This window comes from Micromonospora sp. RB23 (assembly GCF_053585025.1).
In genome coordinates, this window is the sequence record NZ_CM132111.1 from 903,655 (window position 1) to 928,478 (window position 24,824).

Consider the following 24,824-nt stretch of genomic DNA (forward strand, 5'->3'; position numbering starts at 1 on the left):
GCACCGCCGGGGCCGGCTACAGGAATTCGCTGCGGTAGGTCGCTGCCAGGTCCACGGCGCGACGGCGACGTTCCGCGAGCTGGTCCTGCGACAGGTGCGGGGGTGGCGCGTCCCAGCCGTCGACGACGTCGCCGATCCGCATGAAGTACTCGTCCTGGCCGGCGGGCGTGCACATGCACAGCATGCGGGCGGGCGCCCCGGAGACATTGCGGAAGTTGTGCGGGGCGTTGGCCGGGATGTTGACGGTGGACCCGGCCCCTGCGACGTGCTTCTCGCCCCGGAAGGTGAACTCGATCTCGCCCTCCAGGACCGTGAACATCTCCTCGAAGTCGTGCCGGTGCGGCGGCGGGCCCCCACCGTCCGGCACGCGCATCTCGATCAGGCAGTACGCCCCGTTGGTCTGCTCACCGGTGATCAGCATGGCGTACGTGTTGCCCACCAGCGAGATGTACGTCGTGCCGGGATCGTCGGGGCTCGCCACGGTCAGCGAGCGCGACGGATCGTCGTCGGGAATCATCGCGGTCCTCTCGGTCGATGGCGGGATCAGGCGTCGAGTACGTCAACGACGACCTTGCCGCTGGGCAGCGCCCCCGCCGCCGCGTCGGCGTGCAGGGCCGGCAGTTCGGCCAGCGGCACCCGCCGGGCGATGTCCACGTGCAGCTCACCGGAGTCGACGAGGCTCACCAGGTGTGCCAGTTGGCCGGCGTCGCTGCGTACGAAGAGGTCGATGCCGCGTACGCCCCGGGCCTCGTCGCTGGGTGCGGGCATCCAGACGGTGGTGTTGACCAGCACCCCTGAGGGGCGGATCAGGGTGAGCAGCCCGGCGAGCCGCGCCGGGTCGATGGGCGCGAGGTTGAGGACCACGTCGACCGGTTCGGTGATCGCGGCGGTCACGTCGAGGGTGGTGTGGTCGACGATCTCGTCGGCGCCCGCCGAGGTGACCGCGGCGCTGCTGCTCGGGCCGGCGGTGGCGATGACGTGTGCGCCGGCCTGGTGGGCGAGTTGGACGGCGTACCTGCCGACCGCGCCACCCGCGCCGTTGACCAGGACGCGCTGTCCGGTGGTCAGCTTCGCGTGGTCGAAGAGCGCCTGCCAGGCGGTGAGGCCGACCGCGGGCAGCGCGGCGGCGTCGGCCAGGGGGATGCTCGCCGGTGCCGGCGTCAGGACCTCGGCCGGTGCGATGACGTACTCGGCGGACGCCCCGGCCTCCGTCATCGGCAGGAACCCGACGACCCGGTCGCCGGCCTGGAATGTGGTGACACCCGCGCCGAGAGCGTCGACCGTGCCGGCCACGTCGAAACCGGGGGTGTGCGGCAGCGTCACCGGGATGGGGCCCTGCATGAAGCCGGCGCGGATGTTGCCGTCCACCGGGTTGTACGAGGTCGCGGCGACCCGTACCCGGATCTGTCCGGCGCCGGGGGCGGGCTGCTCAGCGTCCTCGAAGCGCAGGACCGACGGCTCGCCGTACTCGTGGAAACGCACTGCCTTCATCGCGAGGCCCTCGTCTTCTTCTGGTCGTTGTGCTTCGTATTCGAAGCACTTCGCGACCATAGCATGCTTCACGTTCGAAGCAAGTGTGTTCGTTGTGAGCCGGCCGACAGGGCTCTACCGGTTGGCGCGGCCCGAGCGGGGTTTGGCGGAGCGCGGCGGGTTGGCGCGCATGTGGTCCCGGACGCGGCCGAGAACGGCGCTGATCGCGGCGAGGTCCCGCTTGCCCAAGGGCTCGAAGAGCAACTGCCGGACGCGGTCGACATGGCCGGGCAGGACGTGGGCGACCAACTCCCGGCCGGCGTCGGTGACGGTCACCATGATGCTGCGTTCGTCGTCCGGCGACGGCGAGCGGGTGATCAGGCCCCGCTTGTCGAGCAGGCCCGCCTGGTAGGTCAGGCCACTGCGGCTGTAGACGACACCGTCGGCCAGATCCGTCATGCGCAACCTGCCCCCGGGTGCGTCCACCAGCCGGGCCAGGATCTGGAACTGCACGTAGCTGAGGTCGCCATCGGCGCGTAGGTGCTCGTCCACCGCGTACTGAAGGAGGCTGCTGACCTCCATCAGGGCGAAGTACGCACCGAGTTGTTCCGCGTCGAGGCCGGGTGCCGAGTCGCTCATCCTGCGACGATACGTGCTTCGGATTCGAAGTGTGCCGTCGATCGACGCCCGGCCCCGCCGTCTACCTGTGCTCGATGAGGAAGGCGCCGTCGCTGGTCGCGGCGCCCGCGACGAGGTCCTTCCACGAGGCGTCGTCGAGCCCGAGAACATCCAGGAGGTACGCGGAGACGGCGTCGGCGACGAGTGCCACGCGCGCCGGGTCCTCGTCGGTGGTCTCGGCGACACTCTCGCCGGCGATGCCACCGAGGGTGTGCTGACCTTCGGTGATGGTCAGCATGCTCTTGGGCGCGGGGCTGAGGTGGTAGGCGTCGGTGAACCAGTCCGGCCCCCGGGTGGACATCGCCGACCGGTCCTCGCCGCCGGCGATGACGAGGGCCTGCGTGCTCATGCTGGAGTAGTCGGGTCGCATGAACGGCAGGTGCTCGGCCGCGAACGGGGTGAGGGTGTCGCCGGTGCCGGTCGCCGCGATGAGGACCCCGGCCTTGACCGCGTGGTGGGAGAAGTCCTCGCCCGGTGTGCCGTCGGCGTCGAACACGCGAGCGCCCAGAAGGGTGCCGACCGTCTGGCCGCCCCAGGAGTGCCCGACGGCGGCCACCCGTCCCTCGTCGACGCGGCCGCGCAGGCCCGCCTGGTCGAGGATGTCCCCGAGGTTGTCGAGGATCGCGTGCAGGTCGGCGATCCGTACGCGCCAGATCGTGCCGAACCGCGGGTCGTCGAACCCGATGCCGTTGCGCCGGGAGTCGAGGTGGGTCGGCTGGACGACGACGAACCCGGCCGCCGCCCAGCGGTCGACGAGCGGCTCGTAGCCGTCCATCGACCAGGCGTTGCCGTGCGAGAAGACGATCAGCGGAAGGTCTCGGCCGGCCTCCGGCGCGGTGACCTTGACCGGTAGGTCGATGCCGCGCCCCGCGGCGGGCACTTCGATGGGCTTGATCGCGACGAGTCGCTGGGTGGCCTGTTCGGTACGCATGGTGCGCTGCTTCCTCCGTGATGGGTTCGGTCTGCCATAATTCGGCGGAACCGTGTTCCGTCAAAGGTAGCGGAACAATGTTCCGCCAACAAGGAGGGGTCGTGACCGACTCGCGCGGCGCACGTCACGCAGGCGTCCGGCGTAACCGCGAGGCTCTCCTCGCCGCGGCCGCTGCCGTGTTCGTGGAGCAGGGAGTGCAGGCGCCCATCCGGGACATCGCCGGGCGCGCGGGTGTGGGTCTCGGTACGGTCTACCGCCATTTCCCGAGCCGGGCGGAGCTGGTCGTCGCGGTCTACCGCCACCAGATCGACGAGTGCGTCGCGCTCGCCGCCACGCTGCGACACGAACCGATTCCCGCCGGCGAGGCGCTGACGCGGTGGATCGGCGCTTTCGTGGAGTTTCTGGTGACGAAGCACGGCCTGGGCGTTGCCCTCCAGTCCGAGGATCCGAGCCTGCTCACCCTGCACACCCTGATGCTCGACAGTCTCGTCCCCGCCTGCGCCTCGCTGATCGAAGCTGGGGTGGCGGAGGGCGACATCGATCCGGCGGTGACCGCGCACACCCTCATGCGCGCCGTGGGAAACCTCTGCATCCTCGGCCCCGGCTACGAACGTACCGATGCGCAGGCCATGGTCGCCCGCCTGCTCGTCGGTTGCCGCCGCCAGCCCTAGCGCGGTGGGTCACTCGTCGAGCAGCAGGGCGGCGACCGCCTCCGGCGCTTCGCGCATCGCGTCGTGGCCGGTAGGGAGGTCGTGGACCTGCCAGTCGGGTTCGGCGTCCAGTCGTGCGCGGAGTTCGGCGAAGGGCGTGCCGTCCCAGTCGGAGCAGTAGACGAACTCGCGACGCGGCACCTGGGTGACAGCGCCGGTGAGTCGTATCGCCTGTAGGAACGAGGCGAGGGGATGCGGCCGGCGGCGTGGGTCACCGCCGTCCGGTGGCCGGACGGCGTAACCGGTGGCTGCGGCGCCGGCGGCGAACACGTCCCGGAAATGGTCACTCGTCGCCGACCAGCACGACTCACCATCGCGCGGTACGTAGGCGTCGAGATGCACCAGTCGTGAGACGCGGCCCTCGGCGCGGTCGGCGGCGGCGGCAATCACCATTCCGGCGTAGCTGTGGCCGACCAGCGTCGCGTTGGTGATCTGGTGTCGATCGAGGTGCCGCAGGACATCGCTGGCGTGTGTGTCCAGGTTGGCGGTCGCCACCGTCGCGATGTCGTCGTCCGGTCGCAGGCCGGTCAGCGTCAGGGCGTGCACCCGGTGGCCGGCGCCCTCCAGGAGCGGAACCACCGTCTCGAACGCCCAGCCACCTTTCCAGCCGCCCGGCACGAGCACGAACGTTGCCATGTCTTCCTCCGCATCCGGCGAGGAGCGCCCACTGGCGGGCCGGAACCGAAAGTTTCGCGCACCTTGGCAGCGGCGCGCACCTCCGCTACCTTCATGGGAACGCTCCCATGAACTTAGATACATCAATGTGATCAGGAGGAAACACGACGTGGCTATCCTCTCCCTCCGGCGACGCAGATCCACGGCCCTCAGCGTGGCTGCGGTCGCGGGCGCCACCGCCGCCGGCGTCTGCCTCGCCGTCGGCAGCGCGTCTGCCGGCACGATCTCCGGGCCGCTCTACCGCGACCCGAGTTCGGCGGTCGTACGCTGGGTCGCCGCCAACCCCGGCGACTCGCGCGCCGCCGTCATCCGGGACAAGATCGCAAGTCAGCCGCAGGCGCGCTGGTTCGCCAACTTCAACATCTCGACCGCGCAGTCCGAGGCCGCCGCGTACGTCGACGCCGCCAACGCGGCACAGCAGATCCCGGTCATCTCGGTGTACCAGATCACCAACCGGGACTGCGGCGGGGCCAGCGCCGGTGGGGCGCCGGACCTCAACCAGTACCAGACCTGGGTGTCCAACTTCTCCCGTGGACTGGGCAACCGGACGGTCATCATCATCCTGGAGACCGACTCGCTCGCCCTGCTGACCTGCCTGAACAGCAACGAGATCAACGCCCGCAACCAGGCCATCTCGACGGCTACCCGGACCCTCAAGTCGGGCAACCCCAACGCCAAGGTGTACCTGGACGGCGGTCACTCCACCTGGAACAGCGCGAACGAGACGGCCAACCGGCTCCGCGCAGCGGGCGTGCAGTACGCCGACGGCTTCTTCACCAACGTGTCGAACTACAACCCGACCTCCAGCGAGGCGAACTTCGGCCGAGCGGTCATCTCCGCCCTCAACGGCATGGGCATCTCGGGCAAGCGCCAGGTCATCGACACCAGCCGCAACGGTGGCGCCAGCGGAGACTGGTGCGGCGACGACAACACCGACCGTCGCATCGGGATGTACCCGACGACCAACACCGGCGACAGCAACATCGACGCGTACCTCTGGGTGAAGCCTCCGGGCGAGGCGGACGGCTGCCGGTACACCGCTGGTTCGTTCCAGCCCGACCTGGCCTACAGCCTGGCCAACGGCGCGCCCAACCCGCCCACCACGGCCCCGCCGACCACGCCGCCGCCCACCACCCCGCCTCCCACGACGCCGCCGCCGACCACGCCTCCGCCGACCACGCCTCCGCCCACCACGCCGCCGCCGACCGGTAACGGCTGCTCCGCGTCGGTGGCGCTCAACCAGTGGTCCGGCGGTTTCACCGCGAGCGTGACGGTCACCGCCGGCTCGGCGGACATCAACGGCTGGACCGTGACCGTCACGCTGCCCAGCGGCGCCGCGGTCACCGGCGTCTGGAACGCCCAGGCCAGCGGCAGCAGCGGCACCGTCCGATACACCAACGTGGGCTACAACGGACACGTCGGCGCCGGGCAGTCGACCAACTTCGGCTTCCAGGGCACCGGTACCGGCCCGGGCGCGACGGCCAGCTGCGCGGCCGCCTGACCCCGACCGATCGCACGGCCCGGCGCGGAGGACCAGCTCCGCGCCGGGCCAGCACCATCCCGGGGTACGGGCCAGCGTCGGAGCGACGAATCAGCGCTCGTCACAGTGCGGCGGCTTGTTTCGCAGGGACTCAGACGCGGGCTGCGGACTGTCCGAGCGGCTGCGCGTCGGGATCACGTCGGGCTGTTCCGCTCGCTCGCCTTCTCCCACGGGACATCTCGTGCCCGACGAGCAACGCCAACGCCGCAGCCGTCAGCAGTCCACCGAACAGCGGGACGACGCGCACCCCGGCCGTCGCGAGCAGGCCCGCCCCGCCGAGCGAGCCGGCCGCGAGGCCGACGTTGAACGCGACGCTGAGGCTGGCCGACGCCATGTCGGTGGTCGACGGGGCGACCTGCATGACGCGGTGCTGGATTCCCGCGATCAGCGAGCTGAACGACATCCCGGCCACGGCGAGCAACGGGATCGTCGCCACCTTGCTCGCGCCAGCCCCGTAGAGGCCGAGCATCGCGGCGGTCAGGAGCCCGAGCAGGCCCAGCACGGCACCGAGCGGAATGCGGTCCAGCACCCGACCGACCGCCCAGGTGCCGACGACGCCGAACGAGCCCTGGACGAAGAGCAACATGCCGAGCGACGCGGCGGCGAACCCGCTCACGTCGAGGAGGAAGACGGTCATGTACGTGAACGCGCCCATGGCGCCGGTGACCGCGAGAATGGTGGCGACGAGGAGCACGAGGAAGCGGTGCCGATCCGGCAGTGGCCCGACGTCTCCCGCGCTCTGTCGCGGAGTGACACTCGGCAGGAGCAGGGCGACCGCAACGCAGATGACGAAGCCGAGGACTGCCATCGCGACGAAGGCGGCCCGCCACCCGTACTGCCCGCCCAGCCAGGTGCCCAGCGGTACGCCGAGGACCGGCGCGAGCGCGTTACCGATCGAGAGCCGGGCCACGATGCGGCCCCGGATGTCCGCGGGGAACATCGAGATCGCCACGGGAAACACCACGGCCCAGAAGACACCGTTGGTGGTGGCGGACACCAGCCGTGCGGCGAGCAGCACCTCGTAGGAGTTCGCGAAGGCCGACACCGTCGTCGCCGCGACGAACACACCCAGGGTGCCGAGGAGCAGCGGGCGCCGTGGCACCCGCCGGGTGATCCGGGTCAGTGGGAGCGCCACGATCATGACCACCGCGGCGTACCCGGTCACCAGCAGGCCGGCCTCGGACCTGGAGCGTCCCAGGTCTGGCGCGATCAGCGTGAGCAACCCGATCGGCAGCACCTCCGTGGTGACGTAACAGAAGGTGGCGGCGGACAACGCGGCGAGGGCATAGACCGCGCGTCGAGGGTGCACCATCGGCTACCTCCTAATCCTGGACGGGGTGGAGCGGAGTGAGCGCGCCGTGGACGTTCGACCAGCGACGACGGCAGGCCGCTGTGTGATTCCAGCTAAATCCGTTTAGACGGTAGCATCAACTCATCGATATTTCTCTCCGTCGTAGCTCCTTGTCCGGCTCTTTCAGGGGTTGCCCGGCGGAGAATAACCGCCATCGACTACTTAGGTGGTAGCGTTGATGGCATGCCAATCGATGTGTCCGAGCTGCCGTTGGTCGGCGGGCACCCGGTGCTGGATCTGGTCAACACCCTCGAACGAGGGGGCGGCTCGTCGCCCCACGACTACCTGTCCGACAGCTCCGTCCTGCTGCGCTGGTCGGTCCGGGTGGGCGTGATCAGCGACGCGGAGGCCGACCAGGTCGACCGGGCGTGGCACGACGAGCCGGCGGCGGCGCACGCGGGGCTCGCCGCCGTGCGGGACATCCGCGAAGGGCTGCATCTCGTGCTGCTCGCGGTGCTCACCGAGGCGGACGGTGGCACACCGGGCGATCCCGTCGCGGCCGGCGCCGCGCTGGTCGCGCTGCACGAGCGCTGGGCTGGCGCTGCCGCCCGCGCGAGGCTCGTGCTCGACTCGTCGCGGGTGCGGCTGGCCTACGGCACGGCGCCGGCCATGTTGGTGCCCGACCGGATGGCTGAGGCCGCCCTCGACATCATGCTGACGGCCGATCTGACCCGGGTGCGCCGCTGCCCCGTGGGCGAAGGCGGCTGCGGCTGGCTGTTCCTGGATCAGAGCCGCAACGGCTCCCGTCGCTGGTGCCGCATGGCGGACTGCGGCAATGTGGTGAAGGCGAGACGGCTCACCGAGCGTCGCCGCGCCGGCCGGTCCCCGCGCTCGTAGACATCCGGCGTCCGGCCTGTCGGCCTTCGGATCGCCGTGCTCAGTGCCGCGTACACCACGGGCGTCGACCCGCACCTGGCACTGGCCGCCCTGCCGGTCCGCTGATCTGTCCCCTTCGAGCGCTCGGGTCGCCCGCTGCCGTCGGTGATGGCGGCGGGCGCCCGATGCTCCGCTGTCCGGGAGAGATGCCGCTCGGTCACCGCCCGGCCCGGACGTCCGACCGCTCGCCCGACGACCCGCGGGCCGAATTGGTGGTCGTGGGACGCCACGCCAGCCACCCCCGGCACAGTCCGTAGGCCGCAGCGACGACGGCGACGAGCCCGAAGTCGATGATGGCCGACGGTCGTGCCTCGGGAACGTCTCCGATCAACGCGCCGAATGCGACGAGAGCGGCCTTGCCGACGAGCACGATCTCCCAGACGCCGGCCGATTGACGCGGCCTGACCGCGAGTAGCGCGAAGAGCGCGGCGAAGATGCCGAAGCTGGACACTCGCCAGCCCTCGATGAACAGGCGATCGTCGCTGGCGTTGACGGTCAGCAGTAAGCCGTTGACGAACGCGACGCCGGTGGCGAGGGACGCGAGGGCTGCCAGCCCACGGCCGACGAGGTCTGCGCGGCGGCTGGGATTGGCGGTGTCGATTCGGTTGACGGTCACGGCGGTCATGAGGGAACTCCTTCTTCGGGTACGACCGTAAACTTACAACCGTTAACTTACGCGTTCGCCTAACATCTGTAAAGTCAAGGCGTGACCACACCGCGAACCCGGGCCCGCAACAAGCGTGGCGAAGGTGCTCAGCTGCGCGAAGAGATCGTCGACGCGGCGATGAAGCTCCTGGAGGACGACACGGCGCAGAACATGACCCTGCGCGGCGTCGCCCGGCAGGCCGGGATCTCGGCGCCCTCGATCTATCCGCACTTCCCGGATGTGGACTCGATCCTGCTGGCGGTCGCGCAACGTGCGTTCGGCATCCTGGAACAGGAACTGGGCGTACTGGATGACGAGGATCCCGTCGAGCGTCTACGCGCGATCTGCGCGGCCTACCTCACCTTCGCCGAACGCCGACCCCATCAGTACCGGGTGATGTTCGGCGCCGTCTGGGACGCCGCGCAGGCCCTTGAGCGGACCCCGGCCATGGCGGAGGAGTTGGCCGTACTCGGCATGGGCGCCTTCGAGATCTTCCGGCGTACGCTCGCCGACTGTGTTGCGGCGGGACGCTCGGCCAGCGCGGACCCCTTCGCCGACGCGACGGCGCTCTGGGTCGGGCTGCACGGGATCGCTCAGCTCCGGGTGGCAGCCCCGTTGTTCCCGTGGCCAGCCGGGCTGCGCGACTCCGTCATCGACCGGATGGCGTTGCTGCGCTGACGGTGGGCCTCGACCGATCCCTCGAACGAGTCAGACCGCGCCGCGGTCGACCAGGCTGAACGTGGTGTCGAGCGAGGCGTCACCGAGGTGCTCGACGTAGATGGCTTTCTTCGTCGGGCTCCACTGGACCACCCCGTACTCGTCGCTGACAATCGCGTAGGACGTGCGCCCCTTGTCGTCCTTGCCCTCGCGGGATATCGCGAACACGGTCGCGGCGGTCGCGTAACACTCGGCTCCCACCAGCGACGCGTACCCCTTGGAATCGATTTTGACCCGAGGCACGGTCGGTGGGCGATGTCCGGGTTCATTGATTTGATCATGAAGTCGACGCCGACCGGCTCGAGCACGAACAGCGCGTCCTTGCCGGTGCCGTCGCCCACCTCGAGTTCGCCGTGGAACGGCAGCTTCAGGTCGCGGTCGATCTCCACCATGTGCAGCAGGATTCGCCGCTGACCGGTCAGTATCGCCCGGGTAGTGTCCGCGCTCCTCGACGGTGACGCGGACGGCGTGCCCGATCTTGTCGTGGACACGGTGGCCGCCGGTGCGCTCGTTGCGGGGCTGCCGGTCGACGTCGAGCCAACGTGATCCGGTTCGGACCCGCTGTTGAGCAGTTGCGGGCCGAACAGGGAGGCGGACACCGCCACCGCGATCACCGCCGCGGCTGCTCCTCCCGCGGTGAGCCAGCCACGCCTCCGCCAACCCTCGCGACCGGTCGTGGTCAGATTCGCCGAGATCGGCCGTCGACCCTGGTCGTCACCACCGCCAGCCGGCCGGACATTCGCCGCCGGCGGTGCGCCGAGGAGCTGGGCCGACCCTCCGGCACCCCCTGCATAGCCTGCCGTCAACAGCCCGTCGAGCAACTCACGGGCGGTGGGACGAACGGTGGGATCCTTCTCCAGTGCCCGGGAGACCAACTCTCGCAACGGCCCATCGAGCCCGGTCAGGTCCGGCGGCTGGGTCAGGATCCGCATCGCGGTGGCGGTAGCGGAGTCGCCCCCGAACGGGTTGCGGCCGGTTGCGGCGTGGGCGACCACGGCGCCCCACGCGAAGATGTCCGCGGCCGGGCCCACCGGATGGCCGGACGCGGTGTCCAACCTCTCGGGAGCCATGTACGAGACGGTTCCGACCATCTGGTTGGTCCGCGTGTGCTGACTCGTCGCCTCGAACGCCCGGGCGATGCCGAAGTCGATGACCTTGATCCCGCCCGGTGCCACCAGGACGTTCGCCGGCTTCAGGTCCCGGTGGATGACCCCGGCGCTGTGGATGGCGGTGAGCGCGGTAGCCACCCCGACCGCGATGCTGTGTAGCTGCGCCGCCCCCAGCGGCCCCTGCTCCCGGAGCAGCTGCGCCAGGCTGGGGCCCTCGACGTACTCCACCACCAGGTACGGCGGGTCGTGGTCCGGGTCGGCGTCCAGAACCTCGGCGGTGCAGAACGGTGGAACCTGCCGTGCGCGGTTCACCTCACTACGGAACCGGCCCCGGAACTCCTCGTCGTGCGAGAGTTCCGGACGGATGACCTTGACCGCCACCCGCCGTCCCTCCGGCGAGCGGGCCAGGAAGACAGTCCCCATGCCGCCGTCGCCGAGCCGGTCCAGCACGTCGTACCCGCCGAGGCGGGCCGGGTCACCGGGGCGCAGCCCGTCGTTCACGCCGGATGCCCGCAGACCGCGACCACCACGCGAACCGTTCCGCCCATCACCCGATCCCCTTAGGTCAGTCGGACGCCGACCGCAGCCTACCGTCCGCCCACCCGACGTCCTCCGTGCCGTGTCGGCCTGGGCCGAACCGGGGATGCCTCCGGTGTGGGCACTTCGGCGACCGAATCAGCCTAGGCTCGGCCGGCGTCGAGGGTGAGGTTGACGCCGTTCGCCGACGAGTTCTCCAGCAGGAACAGGCACCCGTCGACGATGTCCCGCATGGTCGGCAGTTCCCCGGTCAGCGAGAGCTGGCGAAGCGGCTCGAGCAGGTTCTGCTTGTCCACCCAGGCGGGGCTGTCGGCGACAGCTCCGGGGTGGATCGAGTTGACCCGTACCGGCGCGAGCTCGACGCTCAGGGTGCGCACCAGTCCGACCATTGCGGCGTTGACGGTGGACAGCACGGTCGAACCCGGGTACGGCCGGTCCTTGGCCATTCCGCCGAACAGCAACACGGCGGCACCGGGTGCGAAGCGGTCGTGCAGGGCGGCCACCACCGCCGCATAGCCGACGACCTTCGTGGTCGCCAGTGTCACTGCCGCCGGAACCGCGAACGACGCCACCGTGTTGCTGTCCCGGACCATTCCCGCGACCGCGAGTCGATCCACCTGACCAACGTCGCGAAGCGTGTCCGCCACCGTCTCCGGTCGGGACAGATCAAGCCCGAGGCCGGAGACCGAACCACCGGCGTCAGCGGCCAGCCGCGCCGCCTCGGCCTCGGCCCGCTCGGCGGTCCGTCCGGTGATCGTCACGTGGTGGCCCCGACCGGCGTACTCGGCTGCCAGCTCACGGCCGATGCCCTGAGTGGCTCCCACGACAAGAACTCGCACAGTCATCTCACAATCCTCGACACAGAGAGCGTCCAGCCTAAGGACGTGGTTGAGGGCGCAACGGTTCACCCGTCGGGCCGCCCTCTTCGACGGCAAGCCGCTTCGCCAGGCGTCCGCTCCCGATCGTTGATCCGGGAAAACGTACAGCAATTCCCAATGTTCAAGCTGTTCAAACCTGCTATTCGCAATTGTTCTCCCGGGTTCCCGGTTCAAGTGGAAATAAAGTAGCCGTCAATTCACGGCGATCACGCTCACAGGCATCCGTACGCGGTTGTCGAAGGAGTGTCAGGGTGAAAGAAGTGATCTCGTCGAAGATCTCTCGGCGAAGCCTGTTCGCGGTGGCCGGCGCAGGCGCCGCACTGGCCACTGTGGCCGGTTGCTCGCCCTCGAAGAGTGATGCCGCTCCGACCGCGTCGCCCACGACACTGTCCCGGCCGAACCCGGACGGCGTCGCGCTCGGCCTACGGCTACAGGGCATCCAGCACTTCGGGTTGACCGTCGACAACATGGAGCGTGCCTTCGAGTTCTACACCGAGGTGCTCGGCGGGACCGAGGTGATGCGGGACGGCGACTTCCAGGGCCAGGAAATCCACAACACCATCCTCACCGACCAGGAGATCCTCGCCGCCGAGCAGAAGGTCGATCCGAAGTCGATCGGAGTCCCGGATCTGGCCGGTGGACAACAACGTCTCGACGTACGGTTCGTGCAGTTCGATAACGTGGTGATCGAACTCCTGCAGTACCGCGATGCGAACCAGCCGCAGGGGACCGGCCGGAGCTGGGCGCAGCCACGGGACCACATGAGCCCGGCCTACCCGCGCTCCATGCACATCTGCTTCCACATCCGCGACGACGTGGACTTCAACAAGTTCATCGCCGACCTGGAGGCCGAGAGCGCCCGGCGCGGCATGAGCCAGGTCAAGGCCAATCGGGTCGTGACGGTACGCACCGAACCTGCCCGTCTCGCCGCGCCCGCGAGTTCCAACACCAACAAGATCAAGGAAGGCAAGTCGAACGGCTGGGCGCTGATCTACTGCAAGGGCCCGGAGGGTGAGCAGTTGGAGTTCGTCCAGGCGCTCGACCCGGTGAAGCAGGTGTTCGCCCAGGCGAAGGAGCGGCACCTCGCCAAGATGAACGGCTGACGACCGGGTGACGCCGGGCCCCGGAACGCTGCCGGGGCCCGGCGGCGACGTACCCCGCGTGCTGTGCGTGTGGTCCTGGGCTGGGCGGACACGGGTGCGGGGGACATGGGTGCGAACGGGCCAGTCCCTGCCACGCCGGGTGAACCCAAGGTCGCTAGACTAGGCGCTCGCGCCCTCGTAGCTCAGGGGATAGAGCATCGGTTTCCTAACCCGACGCTCCGTTTGTGTCCGCAGGCTGATGACCTGCGGCTTCTCTCTTTCCAGGCGTCCTGCGCTGGTCGCACGTGCGTGCCGCTGTGATCGCCTGCTGAAGCTCAGCGGACGTGCATAAGGGCTGCTCAGCTCCACTTTCCCATCGACCTTTGTTCGGTCTCTTGCGACGTCCTGCGCTCGACTCGGTGTCTGGTTTCGTCTTAGCCTGACCCGCGCTTCGGCGGCGGTGTGCAGGAGGGGTGGCGGGGCAGTTCAGCAACCGGACGAGGTGCCGACGGCGCTGGTACCGGTGAGTTCGGTGCCCCGCTGGCTGTCCGCCGGCCCGCCGTGTATAGATGAGTGCTGCCCGCTCGTGTGGCGCGGCTACGCACGCTGGTGTGCTGGCGGAGGTTGTGATGTGGGCGGACAACGAGACCGACGAGGACCTGCTCGGGTTCGACTTCGTGGTCGACTCGTTGTTCGTTGCGTTGACCGAGCCGCGGCTGCTGCCGCTGACGATCGGGCTGCTGGGTGACTGGGGGTCCGGCAAGAGCAGCGTGCTGAAGATCGTGCATGCCGAGCTCGAAGCGCTGCGCGACGGCGACGAGCCCGGTCACTACGTTTGCGTCGAGTTCAGCCCGTGGCAATACGAGGACTACGACGACGTCAAGGTGGCGTTGATGGCCGCCGTCCTCGACCGCCTGGAACGCGAGGTCACTGACACCAAGGAGCAGGAGCGTGTGTCTTGGCTGCGGCGGAGGCTTCGAGCCTTCCGGGGGCGGGGCCGCGCGTTTGGGCGGATGGCGCTGACCACGGCACCCGCGGCGCTGTCCGGGATGGCCGGATTCGTCGACCCGTCGCTGGCGTCGCCAGAACTGGTGCAGGCCGGGACATCGATTCTCGGCGCGGCGGCCGGCGCGGGCGAGCAGGCACTGCAGGATCCGCCGAACGACTCCGAGCGCAGCGCAGGGGTCGATCCGACCGGCGAGGTCCGCGCGTTCAAGGAGCAGTTCGCCACGCTGGTCGGCAACCTGACACACGTGCGCGCCGTCGTCGTGCTCATCGACGACCTGGACCGATGCCTACCCGAGTCAGTGGTCGATACGTTCGAGGCGGTGCGGCTCTTCCTCAACAGCCCGAAGACGGCGTTCGTGGTCGCTGCGCATCAACTGGTGGTTGAGTCGGCGATCGACTCGCGGTATCCGGAGCTGCGCCGGGCCGACGGAAGCGGCATCGGTGCCGACTACCTGGAGAAGATGCTGCAGTTGAAGGTCACGATCCCCGCTCTGTCGGCGGCCGAGGCCGAGACTTACATGAACCTGCTGCTGGCCGAGCTGTGGCTGGCCGACGAGCAGTTCACCACCGTTCGTGAGACGGTGCGGCAACGACGGGTGCAGAACCCGCTAGGCGTCGGATTCAACCTGGGCGTTGCCGAGGCATGCCTCGGCGTCGAGGAGTTGCCGAAGCCGCTGGTCGACGACCTGATGTGGGCGGGACATATCGCGCCTGCACTCACCGGCGGGCTGCGGGGCAATCCACGGCAGCTCAAGCGGTTCCTCAACAACGTGATGCTGCGCCTGCGCAGTGCGCAGCGGCGGTCGATTAACCTGAACCCGGCCGTGATCGCCAAGCTGCTGGTACTGGAGGAACAGCACTTCGGCGACTTCAAGAAGCTGTTCGACTGGCAGATGGCAGCCACGGGCACGGTCGAGCAACTGCGCCTGGCCGAGGCTCACGTTCGTGGCTCGGCATACCCAGCCGATGGCGATCAACCGGACACGCCAGCAGACGGGCCGGACCGAATCGATTCAGACGCCGAAGGGTCTAACCCGCCGACCGTCCCGCGCTCATGGGTGCGGGCTCGCCGTGGTGCGGATCCTGATCCAGGACCACGGTTGCCGTCCGAGGTCGCCGAGTGGGTCGGGCGGGAGCACATGCGGGCATGGCTGCTGCTGGAGCCGGCGTTGGCCGGCCACGACCTGCGACCGTACTTCACCTACGCGCGGGACAAACTGTCCTTGGGTGTGGTGGCGGCGCGACTGGCGCCTCGCCTGCAGGAGCTGCTGGCAAACCTGCAGTCCGACGTCGTTGCGACCCGGCGGGCCGCGGTGAACACGGTCACGACGCTGGACGTCGAGGAACGCGAGCAGCTGATGTCGGCGCTGCTCGACACCGTCGTCCGCAACCCCGCCGGGTTGGCACTCACCGCCGCTGCCGAGCTGGTGGCGCGCATTCCCGACGTTGTTCAGATCGTGTGCGAGGCGCTGATGCAGGTACCGGTGAGTGCCGTGCCGGCGCAGCGGGTTGCGTCGGTGGCGCGGAACCTTCCGCTGGGTCACCCGGCCGTGGTGGCGTTGCTCGATCGTTGGCAGGGCAGCGGTGTTTCCGGGCTAGAGCGGGCGGTCGCGACCGCTCGTCGGCTGGCGGCGCAGAGCGGTCGCTGATGGGAACCTCCGCCGACCGGACACCCGGCAGTGGTGGCGCCTGGACGCCGCTGAAGTACGCCACCGCCTCCTACGTGCGCGGGCTCGGCTCGGGCGATGTCCGGCAGCGGGACCGCGCGCTACGGGTCCTGGCTCGGCATGTTCCGGTGCTCGGTGGTGCCGGTGCGGCTGCCGGGTCGGCCAGCGCCGGTCGCGCCGGGATGCAACGCCTTGGCGGTCTGCTCGCCGGTATGGGCGGCCCAGGACTGGCGCCAACGCTGGAGTCACTCGGTCTGGCCGAGCTCGTCGGCCGGGACCGGTTCGACGTTCTCGACGGCCTCGTCACGCTGCTCGCTGGCGACGGTGACGACCTAGATTCGCAGGCGGCGCGTGACGCGGCGTGCGACGTGCTGGACGAGGTCTTCGCCGATGCCGACACTTGGCAGGATCTTGCCGCGGCGACCGTCACCCGCGACGACATGCAGGCCCTGCTGGAGATGTTCCTGGCTCGCTACATCTACAACCGGATGCCGGTGATCGCGGAACGGCTCGGGCGCCTGACCGACCAGCAGGCGGCCCGGCAGGCCGATGCGGACATGCGCCAACTCATCACCGACCTGGTGGCGTTGCGCCTGCCTAAGGACCCGTTCACTATCGACTGGGCCGGATCGCAGGGCCAGCAAATCGCCGACGACACCATCGGCGCGGTCTACGAGACGCTGGAAGCTCTGGATGGGAGCGACGAGTGACCTCCTACCTGCTACGTACCGACCTTGCCCGTCCCCTGCCGCCTTCACCGGACGTCCGGATTCTGGACTGGGCGCCCGGCAACCGCGCGGCCACAATGCAGACCGGGGAGCGAGGGCCGGATTTCTTCGCCGGCTGGCGACCCACCCGCGCCGGCGCCGACCTCATGCTGCTGGGCGCCGGCGCCTACTGCGTTGACCGAACCGCCCGCCGACGCCCCACCGCAGATGCCTGGACCCGCACCCTGCAACTGCGGATGCCTGTCGCCGACACCGATGCCTGGGTCAGCGCCAAGTGGCACACAGCGTTGGGCTTTTTGACCGGCGACGCCTGGCACATCGAGCCCTACTACGAACGCCGCCATCCACTCGCCCGAGTGCCAGGCGTTCCCAGAGACGACCGACCGGTGGGACTCGAAGCCGACGGCATCTGCCTGTTCTCCGGCGGCCTGGACTCTCTCTGCGGCGTCATCGACCTCCTCGAAGAACACCCGCAGCGACGACTCTGCTTGCTGTCACACCACGAGGGCGGCCAAGCGTCGACCGCCCAGATCGCCCTGCTGGGTGAGCTCGTCGCTCACTATGGCCGAGAGCGGATCACGTCGCGTCGCCTCTACCTGCGCCCCGCACCGTCGAACCAGTTCCAAGCCCGCCCGCTGCCCACCGGACGGGAGAACACCACCCGGTCGCGGTCCCTGCTGTTCCTGTCCACCGCGCTGGCGATGGCCACCGCGACCGGGCCCGACGTGCCGGTGTACGTGCCAGAAAACGGGTTCATCGGCATCAACGTCCCGCTTACCAGAGCACGCGCCGGCAGCCTCAGCACCCGCACCACCCACCCGCACTTCATGCACCTGCTCGCCGAAGCCAGCAGTGCGGTCGGCGTGCCAAACCTGGTGATCAACCCTTACCGGCTGGCCACGAAAGGCGAGATACTCGCCCAGTCGCGCAACACCGGCCTCCTGCGACGGCTTGCCCCGCTCAGCGTTTCCTGCGCCCACCCCGAAACCGCTCGGTACGCCAAGCGGCCCCAAGGCAACTGCGGCTACTGCTTTCCGTGCCTCATCCGCCGGGCGTCACTGGCTCACGTCGGCTGGGACACTGACACCTACGCTTGGGATGTGCTTGCCGAGGGCGCGCTCCTTGATCCCCGTACCCGGCGCGGGGCAGACCTCCGCGCCATCATTAGCGGTGCCTTCACCGACCGCCCGGACCGCGACATCCTGCGCAACGGGCCGCTTCCACGCGGCGAAGGGGCCGCATTCCTCCGCGTCTGGCGTCAGGGTCTGGTCGAACTGCGGACCTGGCTCGAACAAGGCGCCAAGGGCGGTCTCGCTGCCCTGCTGGGCGCCTCGTGATCCCAATGCTTCTCGACACCCACTGCCACATCGACGTCTACTCGGATCCGATCGCTGTGCTCAACCAAGCCAAAGCGGCCGATGTCCACGTCGTCGCGGTTACCGAGGATCCCGGACGCTTCCGGCTCCTCCGCACCCGGCTCGGCCGGCGAGATGGCATCCACCTTGGTGTCGGCCTGCATCCCCTCCGCGTCACCACCCACTACCGCCGTGACCTGGACCGGCTGAGCCGCCTGCTGCCGGATGCCGACTGGGTCGGCGAAGTAGGGCTCGACTTTTCCAAGGCAGGCGCCGCTACAAAGGCGCTGCAGATGGAAGCGTTCGAGGCGCTGCTCGCGATCGACGCGGTCCTCGGTAAACCGATCACCGTGCACAGCCGTGGCGCTGAACGCGACACGGTCACCCGGCTGCTCCAAACGAATGTGGTCGCCGTCCTGCACTGGTACACCGGATCCATCGCCGTCGCCGAGCAAGCCGTCACCGGCGGACTCTGGTTCTCGGTGAATCCTGCCATGATCCGGTCATCCCGGGCCGGTGGTCTGCTCCGGACAATCCCTCCGCGCCATGTCGTACTCGAAACCGACGGACCATATGCCCGCTGCGCCGGGAGACCGGCACACCCAGCAGACCTACCAGCCGTCGCCGAACACCTTGCTGGTGTCTGGGGCCTTCCCCGCGAAGCCGCCCTAGCGCAGGTCGCTTCCAATCAGCAACGGCTCGCCGCGATGCTCCGACCCGAGTCGGCTTGAAGTCGATTCCGAGCACCTACAAACGTCCGCTCCGCCCTGGGCAGCCGGCCAAGACGACAGTCTGAGTAGCGTGACCCCACGGAGCGCCTGACTGCCGCTCTCCGACCGGGTTGCTCCGCCTTCGGGATGTTCAACGTTGGGCCAAGGCATCAGAATGGGCTGCGTGGCAGTTTCGCCCGGCACGGCAGATCCGACCGGCCCCGATGGCAGCCCTCCCGTCCATACGGTCCCCGGTACCTCAGCCACGCGAGGTGGCCTCTCTGGTGCTGACTACGTCAAGTACTCCCGCAACGCTCCAACGACGGACGGCGGGTCGGACGGCCGGTGGATCGCCGCAGACGAGTCCGGCTGGGATGGCGAGGCCCTTTTTCAGGCCACCGAGCCGTACATGACCATCGGTTCGGTCGCCATCGACGACGGCGACGCCGCCACGGTGCTGGCCCTGCTGCGCCGCGACGCCGGTATCAAGCAGGCCGGTGAGCTGAAGTTCAGCCACTTCGCCCGGGGCGGTAACCAGCGGCGGCTTGAGGTGCTCGCCAGAGCGCTGCGGCCCGGCGGCATGCTTGCCGGCAGGGCGAGCATCTTCATGATCGACAAGCGGTTCTTCGTCACAGCCAAGATCATTGATTTGCTGCTTGAAGAGTATGCGCACGAAAACGGGGTGGACCTGCACGCGGACGACCAGGCTCGGCGGTACGCACAAAAGCTGATTGAAGAGGGCCCGCGTGCTCTTGGGGCACCTATGTTCCACGAAGTGATCAGAGTGTTCGTCCGCTTCGCCGGCATCCGCAACCGAGGACAGGCGTTGGTCGAGGTAGCCGAGTTGTTCCAGGTACTCGATGCTGCCGAACGCCGATCGCATCGCCGAGCGATCACGGACATCCTGAACATGCTGCTACGGTGCCGCGCGCAGGCTGATGAACTGCAGAAGACGATGCTTGAACCGGACTTTCTCCTGGCGATGGAACCCTTGATCCCGACGATGCCCGCCGTGCTCAACGAGTGGTCACGGCAAATCGGGCCGGCAAGCCTGCTCATGGACGCCCACAAGGTCATGACCGACGACCGCATCGACATCTTGTGGAAGGCCATGACGGCGGGTCACCCAGACTTCCGAAACCTCTGGACTGGCGTCAGGCCGCGAGGGCTGGCACGGGGTGACTCATCGAATCATCCGTCGATCCAACTCGCCGACCTCGTAGCCGGGGCGGGACGCGCAGTGGCGCACTTTCACGAAGGCCTGACCACATCCACCGCAGAAGTCGGCGCCGCACTCGCAACCAGCGTCGCCCCGCTCATCACACCGCACAGCCTGATCGCGCACGACGAGCCCGCCCGCTTCTCCCGGCCAAAAGAGTCGAGGGGCCACCCGTCTACAGGCTCGTAGATCGCAGGAAGCCGGATCCTGTTCGGTGTCAACGCGGGTTTACCTTGGCGCCTTCGTTCGGGGGGTTCCGAAACCAGGGGTCAGTTTCAGGCTGAGCCGACAGTTCGATTCGTTCTTCAGACCGGGCTGCCTGATATGGCCGTGTCCAGCTCGATCGAGTAGGCCGTGCCCCTTAGTGTCGGGTGGGTGCAGCGATGGGATTCGCTCAATGAGCGGCAGCTCGACCTGCTTCGCCGGATCCACGGCGGCGATGACCTCAGCGGCCCGGACGGCGTCGAGTACCGCCGGTCGGCGCGTGCGCTCCAGGACCGGAACCTGGTGACGGTGACACGCAAGGCAGGGGTCTGGAGGGCGTGCTCGACCGATGCCGGTCGCTTCTACCTTGAGCATGGCCACCATCCCGATCATCCCGACCACCGTGCTTCCCTCCCGCGGTCCGAGACGCCGGCATCCGGCGGCACCGCCAGCGGCGCTTCGTCGGTGGACCTGCTGCGATCGGCTCGCGAACTGCTCGACCGCCTACAGCACGAGGACGGCATGGTCCGTATCGAGAGTCCCGACAGTGGAACGCGGGCCCGGTACCGCCGGATCATTCACGCGTTCAAGCAGCAGGGACTTGTGCCATCGGGTCACCATCTGCGCCACACTGGCCGCGACGCCGGCGACATCGTCATCCGCCTCTACATCGATGCCGATCCGGACGAGACCGACTGGAACCGGATCCGGCTCAACACCCGACGTGTCACCACCGACCCGCATCTGGCGTTCAGCGCCCTCGAAACCGATGCGACCAACCTCGCCGTCAGCCCTGACCTACTGCCCCGGGCGTTGCTGCTGATCCGGCAGCTCGCCGGCGAGGCGGCCCGGCGTGGGCACCGGCTCGGGGTCAACACCAAGGCGAAACACCCGCGGGTGTTCCTCCAGGCCGGGCAGGTCCGACGCACGGTCACCCTGACCGAGGAACGCGACCAGGTCCCGCACGAACCCACCGCCGAGGAGCTGAAGGTACTGCGCCTGCGGCCGTGGATGAAACCCGCGGAGTTCGACGTCGTCGACTCCGGCAGGCTCCGCCTGGAGATCGCCCGAGCTGGACACGACAACCGGGACACCTGGACCGACACCCCACGCGTACGTCTAGAACAACGCGTCGCGCAGATCATCCAAGAGTTCGAGGCTGGCGTCACCGCCGACGAACAGCAACAGCGGGCAGCCGAAGCCGCGCGGGAGAAGGCCACGGCCGAACACCGGCGGCGGCAGGAGGAAGCCGCAGCCGAGCGCAGACGGCAGGAGGAGGCCACCCTCGCCCAATGGCACGCCGCGATCGCCGACGCCCGCGTCCGGGCCGCGGACAACATCCGCGCGGAAACCTTCCGCAACGCCTACCAGGCGTGGACCATCGCAGCTGACATCCGCGCGTTCTGCACCGCCCTTGAACAAGCGGCCGAGGGACGCACCGGCGCCGGTGGGTACCTCGCCAGTTGGGTCGCGTGGGGCAGGGCCGCCGCCGACCGGATCGACCCCATCCGCAATCCCCGCGTGCTGGCTGACGTCGACTACAATCCCGCACCCGGACCCGACGACCTGCGGCCGTTCCTCGGTGACTGGAGCCCTCACAGGCCACGCAAGGAGCACCGCCCTGATCACGACCGGCAGGCCCACGCCGGCATCCGCCGACAGCCGGAATCGTGGCACCGCGGGCTGCTCGACCGCGGGGCCTGAAGTGCGTCGACAACTCACCCGTCACCACGCTCCGGCCGGATGCGCACGAGCCTGCGCCGGGACCTGCCGCCATCGCGGCGCGAACCGCCAGCAAGACCCGGTACCACCCAACAAGCGACGCTTACCCGAAGGACGGCTGGATGAGAATCGACCCCTCCCGCTTCACCGTCGGCGACGAATGGGCGTACCGGCAGTCGGACCACGGACCGTCCGAACGTGTCCGCATCCTGGCCGTCGAGCCGAAGAAGACCAGCGCCCGCCTCGAGATCAGATTCCTAGACGACCCCGACGAACGGGTGGAGAAGGTCCCCGGGTCGCGGCTGCGGGTGCCGTGGAGCGAGGTCGGGACCTTCGACGCGCTGATGGCCAGCTGGCAACGCATCGACGATCAGAGCCTCGATCGCACAGAGGAAGCCTGCGTCGAGGGAATCTTCGGCCTCTTGATCAGCGATGACGTAGCCGAACTGCTCTGGTCCCCGGTGTCATGCGCCACCGACATCCACGACAGGGCCCGGCTGAGCGAGATCATCGACGGCCCGATCGACGACATCCTCGCCTCAGCTGAATGGTTCGACCACGACGGCCGGACCATCCTGTCACCGGCCGGCACCCTCCAACTGGTCGAGGCCGCATGCCGCGCCCATCCGACCCAGGTCCTCGACCTTGTCATCGAACAGGAAGCCCAGTCCCGCCACAAATGCAAGTTCGGCGGCACCCACCGCGTCGGCCGCGACAACCGCTCGACCTCACCGCAATGGGAGTACAACTGGTACCGCCGCCACGACCGACCCCGCCACGAACTACTACGCCAGTGGTGCGGCCACCGGGCAGTCACCCACCACGAACGGTTCCTCGCCGCCGAAGCCGAAACCCACCGCCTCGACATCCTGATAACCGACCTCCTCAAGGCCCTAGACAACCTCGGCGAACACGATCAGGCTGCCCGGTTCGCCGAGGAACACGAACGCGACCGCATCACACCCCACACGATCCGCCCCGTCGTCGAACGCCCCCTACACCCCTCCGAGATGCCCGTACGCGAGATCAAGGTCAGGCGCCGCTGGTGGTGAAACCCCGCCGGACCACGCTGACCTCGCTGCAACGCCGCCATAACCAGCCGTCGCGTGTCATCGACTGCGGATCCGGCTGCACGACATAGTCGTCGACGGCGGTCAGCGCGGCTACGACCGGCGTGAGCGCGGCGACGGCCGCTGCGGCTCGGCGCTGATCGACTGCGATGCCGCACCAGAGAACCCCAGTAGCTGCTGTCAGCCCTGGAGCAAGCTTGCCCGAGCAGTTTTCGTGTGCGAGCCAACCCCACGGTGACGCCGGCGAAGCCGGGGGCCAACGCCCGGGCGGTGATCTGCACATCGGTCGTGTTCAGCGGCTCTCGTCTCTACGATGCCATAGTGCTGCATGGGTTCGCGGAGGCCGGTGCGATGTCGCTGGTCGACAGCACTGGTGCCGACTTGCAGGCGATGGCGGTGGGCGTGCACCCGGCGCAGCAGGGGCTGCGGTTGTCAACCATGCAATCGGACGCGGAAGCACTCACTCCCCTTCGGGGAGCGTTGAGATGGTAGCCCCTATTTCTAGGTACTCATGCAGCAGCTTCAACAACCGGCGACCATCAATCAACTGTATATCCCAAGCGCCGATAGCCTTTTTGGCCGTCTGTGAAAACTCGCCTGTGGTCACCACCATCCCAGACTCGGCCGCATGCTTCTGCATTGCCTGCATGAGTGCGTGAATACTCTCGCTCTCAATCGGCTCCGAGTTGCGTTCGATCGCCACTAGAGTGATTCCGCTGGCGAGATTCGAATGAGGATGTGCCGCTCGAACGCTATAGCCCGAAGTTGAGCTATCTACGACCGACTCGGCGTCCTGATATCCCATCGCGATTAGAAGTGCCAGAACAAGCTGTTCAAATTCAAATGGTGGCAGGGATTGCAAATCTGGGTCCAGCGCCTCGCTAGCGGTAGCACGCAAAACGCTCACTGTCTCGGCAATCCGAGTCATTGTTTCGGACCTGCGAACTGAACGCACCGTCTCAACACTGACGCTGCCCGGAAATTTGGTGGCCGCTGTTCCGAGCAATCCAGAAAGGGTCAACAGCCGCAATTGCGCGCCTGTGCACTCAAACATCTCCTGGCCAAGTTCGGGCCGAGGCCTTATCGGCTCCCCATTTCTGTCGAAAATCCACCAATCGCTTTTGACGTCATTCGTCACCAAGGTAATTAGTTTATGCCGAGGCTCCTCGGAAGCTCGATCGAGAACCTGCCTCCAGAAAACGTAATCACCTGCGGCGCCGTACGGAGACTTTTTCCCCGCATCCTTGTAGCCAGGAGGAATTTCGTTCGGGAACCGGAAATCGATAGCGTCGCTAACGATTTTCGTCAGTTGTTGCTGCGAGTACGGCCTCCCTATCCTGCCTCGCGTGAGGAGGTCGAGCCGCTGAAGTATCGGATCTTCGTTCCCGATGTCGCCGGGACCGATGTCATGTTCATCCTGCAACGCCTTCAGCTCCGCCAAAGCCGAATCCATGAGGCCGACAAGCCTGTCGTGAATGGACTTCTCATCCAGTCCATTTACTTGTGGGGCCCAGTCTCTGCCTGCCATGTTGTACTGCCTAAATTCAACCAGGCGCTGAACTGACTTCTTCAGATTCGATACAGCAACGGCACTGGCCTGCGAAAGCGTCAATCGCATGTCCCGAAACTGAGCCATCTTGCCTTCGACCACCCCCCGCCTGTTCCGGTGGAACTCGGTCGCAGCTTGGTGCGGAACCCACAGGCGATCCTCGACATTCTTGAGAGTCGCAAACACCTGCTCTCTTGCTGCTCTGGTTACTCTGTACAGGTGAAGCAGAGCACTTGCATCTAAAACAACCAAGCCGCCAAAGGAAGGGCCCCCTACGTCCGGATTTGTCCAGGCGCGGAAGGCCTGATGAAGTCCTAGTTTGCCTGGATCGGGGATGCCGAGTGAATCGCTCACGGGCACAAACTACGCTTCTCCAAGCTTCACGTCGAGCC

General features: G+C 68.0%; 22 protein-coding genes. 12 read left to right on the forward strand and 10 right to left on the reverse strand.

The features are described 5' to 3' along the window. Window positions 1-16 precede the first annotated feature (16 nt). The 4 genes from ACTFTM_RS04150 to ACTFTM_RS04165 form a co-directional block, all read right to left on the reverse strand. Complete coding sequence (locus tag ACTFTM_RS04150) at window positions 17-517, reverse strand: cupin domain-containing protein (protein WP_449564537.1); 501 nt, start codon at window positions 515-517, stop codon at window positions 17-19. A 26-nt stretch (window positions 518-543) separates the two neighbouring features. Then, on the reverse strand, window positions 544-1,491 hold the full coding sequence (locus tag ACTFTM_RS04155) for an NADP-dependent oxidoreductase (protein WP_449564538.1): 948 nt from the start codon (window positions 1,489-1,491) through the stop codon (window positions 544-546). A gap of 114 nt (window positions 1,492-1,605) precedes the next feature. Further along, the gene (locus ACTFTM_RS04160) at window positions 1,606-2,109 is read right to left on the reverse strand and encodes a MarR family winged helix-turn-helix transcriptional regulator (RefSeq protein ID WP_449564539.1); all 504 of its coding nucleotides are present in this window, start codon (window positions 2,107-2,109) and stop codon (window positions 1,606-1,608) included. A 61-nt stretch (window positions 2,110-2,170) separates the two neighbouring features. Next, on the reverse strand, window positions 2,171-3,079 hold the full coding sequence (locus tag ACTFTM_RS04165; protein WP_449564540.1) for an alpha/beta hydrolase family protein: 909 nt from the start codon (window positions 3,077-3,079) through the stop codon (window positions 2,171-2,173). Window positions 3,080-3,156: 77 nt separating this feature from the next. Here ACTFTM_RS04165 and ACTFTM_RS04170 point away from each other — a divergent pair, with 77 nt between their 5' ends. Further along, window positions 3,157-3,750 carry a TetR/AcrR family transcriptional regulator gene (locus tag ACTFTM_RS04170; protein WP_449564541.1) on the forward strand — a complete coding sequence of 198 codons (594 nt, stop codon included), beginning with the start codon at window positions 3,157-3,159 and terminating at the stop codon, window positions 3,748-3,750. A gap of 9 nt (window positions 3,751-3,759) precedes the next feature. On the opposite strand, the gene ACTFTM_RS04175 is transcribed toward ACTFTM_RS04170, so the two are convergent. After that, complete coding sequence (locus tag ACTFTM_RS04175) at window positions 3,760-4,425, reverse strand: alpha/beta fold hydrolase (RefSeq protein WP_449564542.1); 666 nt, start codon at window positions 4,423-4,425, stop codon at window positions 3,760-3,762. 193 nt (window positions 4,426-4,618) lie between these two features. Here ACTFTM_RS04175 and ACTFTM_RS04180 point away from each other — a divergent pair, with 193 nt between their 5' ends. After that, window positions 4,619-5,965, forward strand: coding sequence for a glycoside hydrolase family 6 protein (locus ACTFTM_RS04180; RefSeq protein ID WP_449564543.1), 1,347 nt, complete (start codon window positions 4,619-4,621; stop codon window positions 5,963-5,965). A gap of 130 nt (window positions 5,966-6,095) precedes the next feature. Here ACTFTM_RS04180 and ACTFTM_RS04185 read toward each other — a convergent pair whose 3' ends face one another. Next, window positions 6,096-7,316 (reverse strand): MFS transporter, encoded by a 1,221-nt coding sequence (locus ACTFTM_RS04185; RefSeq protein ID WP_449564544.1) that lies wholly within the window; start codon window positions 7,314-7,316, stop codon window positions 6,096-6,098. 222 nt (window positions 7,317-7,538) lie between these two features. On the opposite strand from ACTFTM_RS04185, the gene ACTFTM_RS04190 reads away from it, so the two are divergent. Continuing rightward, window positions 7,539-8,192, forward strand: a complete 654-nt coding sequence (locus ACTFTM_RS04190; protein ID WP_449564545.1) for a CGNR zinc finger domain-containing protein — start codon at window positions 7,539-7,541, stop codon at window positions 8,190-8,192. A gap of 196 nt (window positions 8,193-8,388) precedes the next feature. Here ACTFTM_RS04190 and ACTFTM_RS04195 read toward each other — a convergent pair whose 3' ends face one another. Further along, the gene (locus tag ACTFTM_RS04195; protein ID WP_449564546.1) at window positions 8,389-8,856 is read right to left on the reverse strand and encodes a hypothetical protein; all 468 of its coding nucleotides are present in this window, start codon (window positions 8,854-8,856) and stop codon (window positions 8,389-8,391) included. 81 nt (window positions 8,857-8,937) lie between these two features. Between ACTFTM_RS04195 and ACTFTM_RS04200 the strand changes: the two genes are divergently transcribed. Then, window positions 8,938-9,555, forward strand: a complete 618-nt coding sequence (locus tag ACTFTM_RS04200) for a TetR/AcrR family transcriptional regulator (RefSeq protein WP_449564547.1) — start codon at window positions 8,938-8,940, stop codon at window positions 9,553-9,555. Here ACTFTM_RS04200 and ACTFTM_RS04205 read toward each other — a convergent pair. Then, on the reverse strand, window positions 9,471-11,204 hold the full coding sequence (locus ACTFTM_RS04205) for a serine/threonine-protein kinase (RefSeq protein WP_449564548.1): 1,734 nt from the start codon (window positions 11,202-11,204) through the stop codon (window positions 9,471-9,473). The two genes, ACTFTM_RS04200 and ACTFTM_RS04205, sit on opposite strands and share 85 nt — an antisense overlap. A gap of 179 nt (window positions 11,205-11,383) precedes the next feature. Continuing rightward, window positions 11,384-12,085, reverse strand: a complete 702-nt coding sequence (locus ACTFTM_RS04210) for an SDR family oxidoreductase (protein ID WP_449564549.1) — start codon at window positions 12,083-12,085, stop codon at window positions 11,384-11,386. 284 nt (window positions 12,086-12,369) lie between these two features. Between ACTFTM_RS04210 and ACTFTM_RS04215 the strand changes: the two genes are divergently transcribed. From ACTFTM_RS04215 to ACTFTM_RS04250, 8 genes are all read left to right on the forward strand, one after another. Further along, on the forward strand, window positions 12,370-13,221 hold the full coding sequence (locus ACTFTM_RS04215) for a VOC family protein (RefSeq protein ID WP_449564550.1): 852 nt from the start codon (window positions 12,370-12,372) through the stop codon (window positions 13,219-13,221). A 590-nt stretch (window positions 13,222-13,811) separates the two neighbouring features. Next, window positions 13,812-15,857 (forward strand): P-loop NTPase fold protein, encoded by a 2,046-nt coding sequence (locus ACTFTM_RS04220; RefSeq protein ID WP_449564551.1) that lies wholly within the window; start codon window positions 13,812-13,814, stop codon window positions 15,855-15,857. Further along, window positions 15,857-16,585 (forward strand): hypothetical protein, encoded by a 729-nt coding sequence (locus ACTFTM_RS04225; protein WP_449564552.1) that lies wholly within the window; start codon window positions 15,857-15,859, stop codon window positions 16,583-16,585. Before ACTFTM_RS04220 ends, ACTFTM_RS04225 begins: the two co-directional genes overlap by 1 nt. After that, window positions 16,582-17,940 carry a Qat anti-phage system QueC-like protein QatC gene (gene qatC / locus ACTFTM_RS04230; protein ID WP_449564553.1) on the forward strand — a complete coding sequence of 453 codons (1,359 nt, stop codon included), beginning with the start codon at window positions 16,582-16,584 and terminating at the stop codon, window positions 17,938-17,940. Before ACTFTM_RS04225 ends, qatC begins: the two co-directional genes overlap by 4 nt. A 5-nt stretch (window positions 17,941-17,945) precedes the next feature. Then, window positions 17,946-18,689, forward strand: a complete 744-nt coding sequence (locus ACTFTM_RS04235) for a TatD family hydrolase (protein ID WP_449564554.1) — start codon at window positions 17,946-17,948, stop codon at window positions 18,687-18,689. A gap of 163 nt (window positions 18,690-18,852) precedes the next feature. Next, a complete protein-coding gene (locus ACTFTM_RS04240; RefSeq protein ID WP_449564555.1) occupies window positions 18,853-20,076 on the forward strand; it encodes a hypothetical protein in 1,224 nt (407 codons plus the stop codon). A 186-nt stretch (window positions 20,077-20,262) separates the two neighbouring features. Continuing rightward, on the forward strand, window positions 20,263-21,795 hold the full coding sequence (locus tag ACTFTM_RS04245; protein WP_449564556.1) for a hypothetical protein: 1,533 nt from the start codon (window positions 20,263-20,265) through the stop codon (window positions 21,793-21,795). Window positions 21,796-21,935: 140 nt separating this feature from the next. Then, window positions 21,936-22,865, forward strand: coding sequence for a hypothetical protein (locus ACTFTM_RS04250; RefSeq protein WP_449564557.1), 930 nt, complete (start codon window positions 21,936-21,938; stop codon window positions 22,863-22,865). A 478-nt stretch (window positions 22,866-23,343) separates the two neighbouring features. Here ACTFTM_RS04250 and ACTFTM_RS04255 read toward each other — a convergent pair whose 3' ends face one another. Continuing rightward, window positions 23,344-24,786 carry a PIN-like domain-containing protein gene (locus tag ACTFTM_RS04255; protein WP_449564558.1) on the reverse strand — a complete coding sequence of 481 codons (1,443 nt, stop codon included), beginning with the start codon at window positions 24,784-24,786 and terminating at the stop codon, window positions 23,344-23,346. Window positions 24,787-24,824 lie beyond the last annotated feature (38 nt).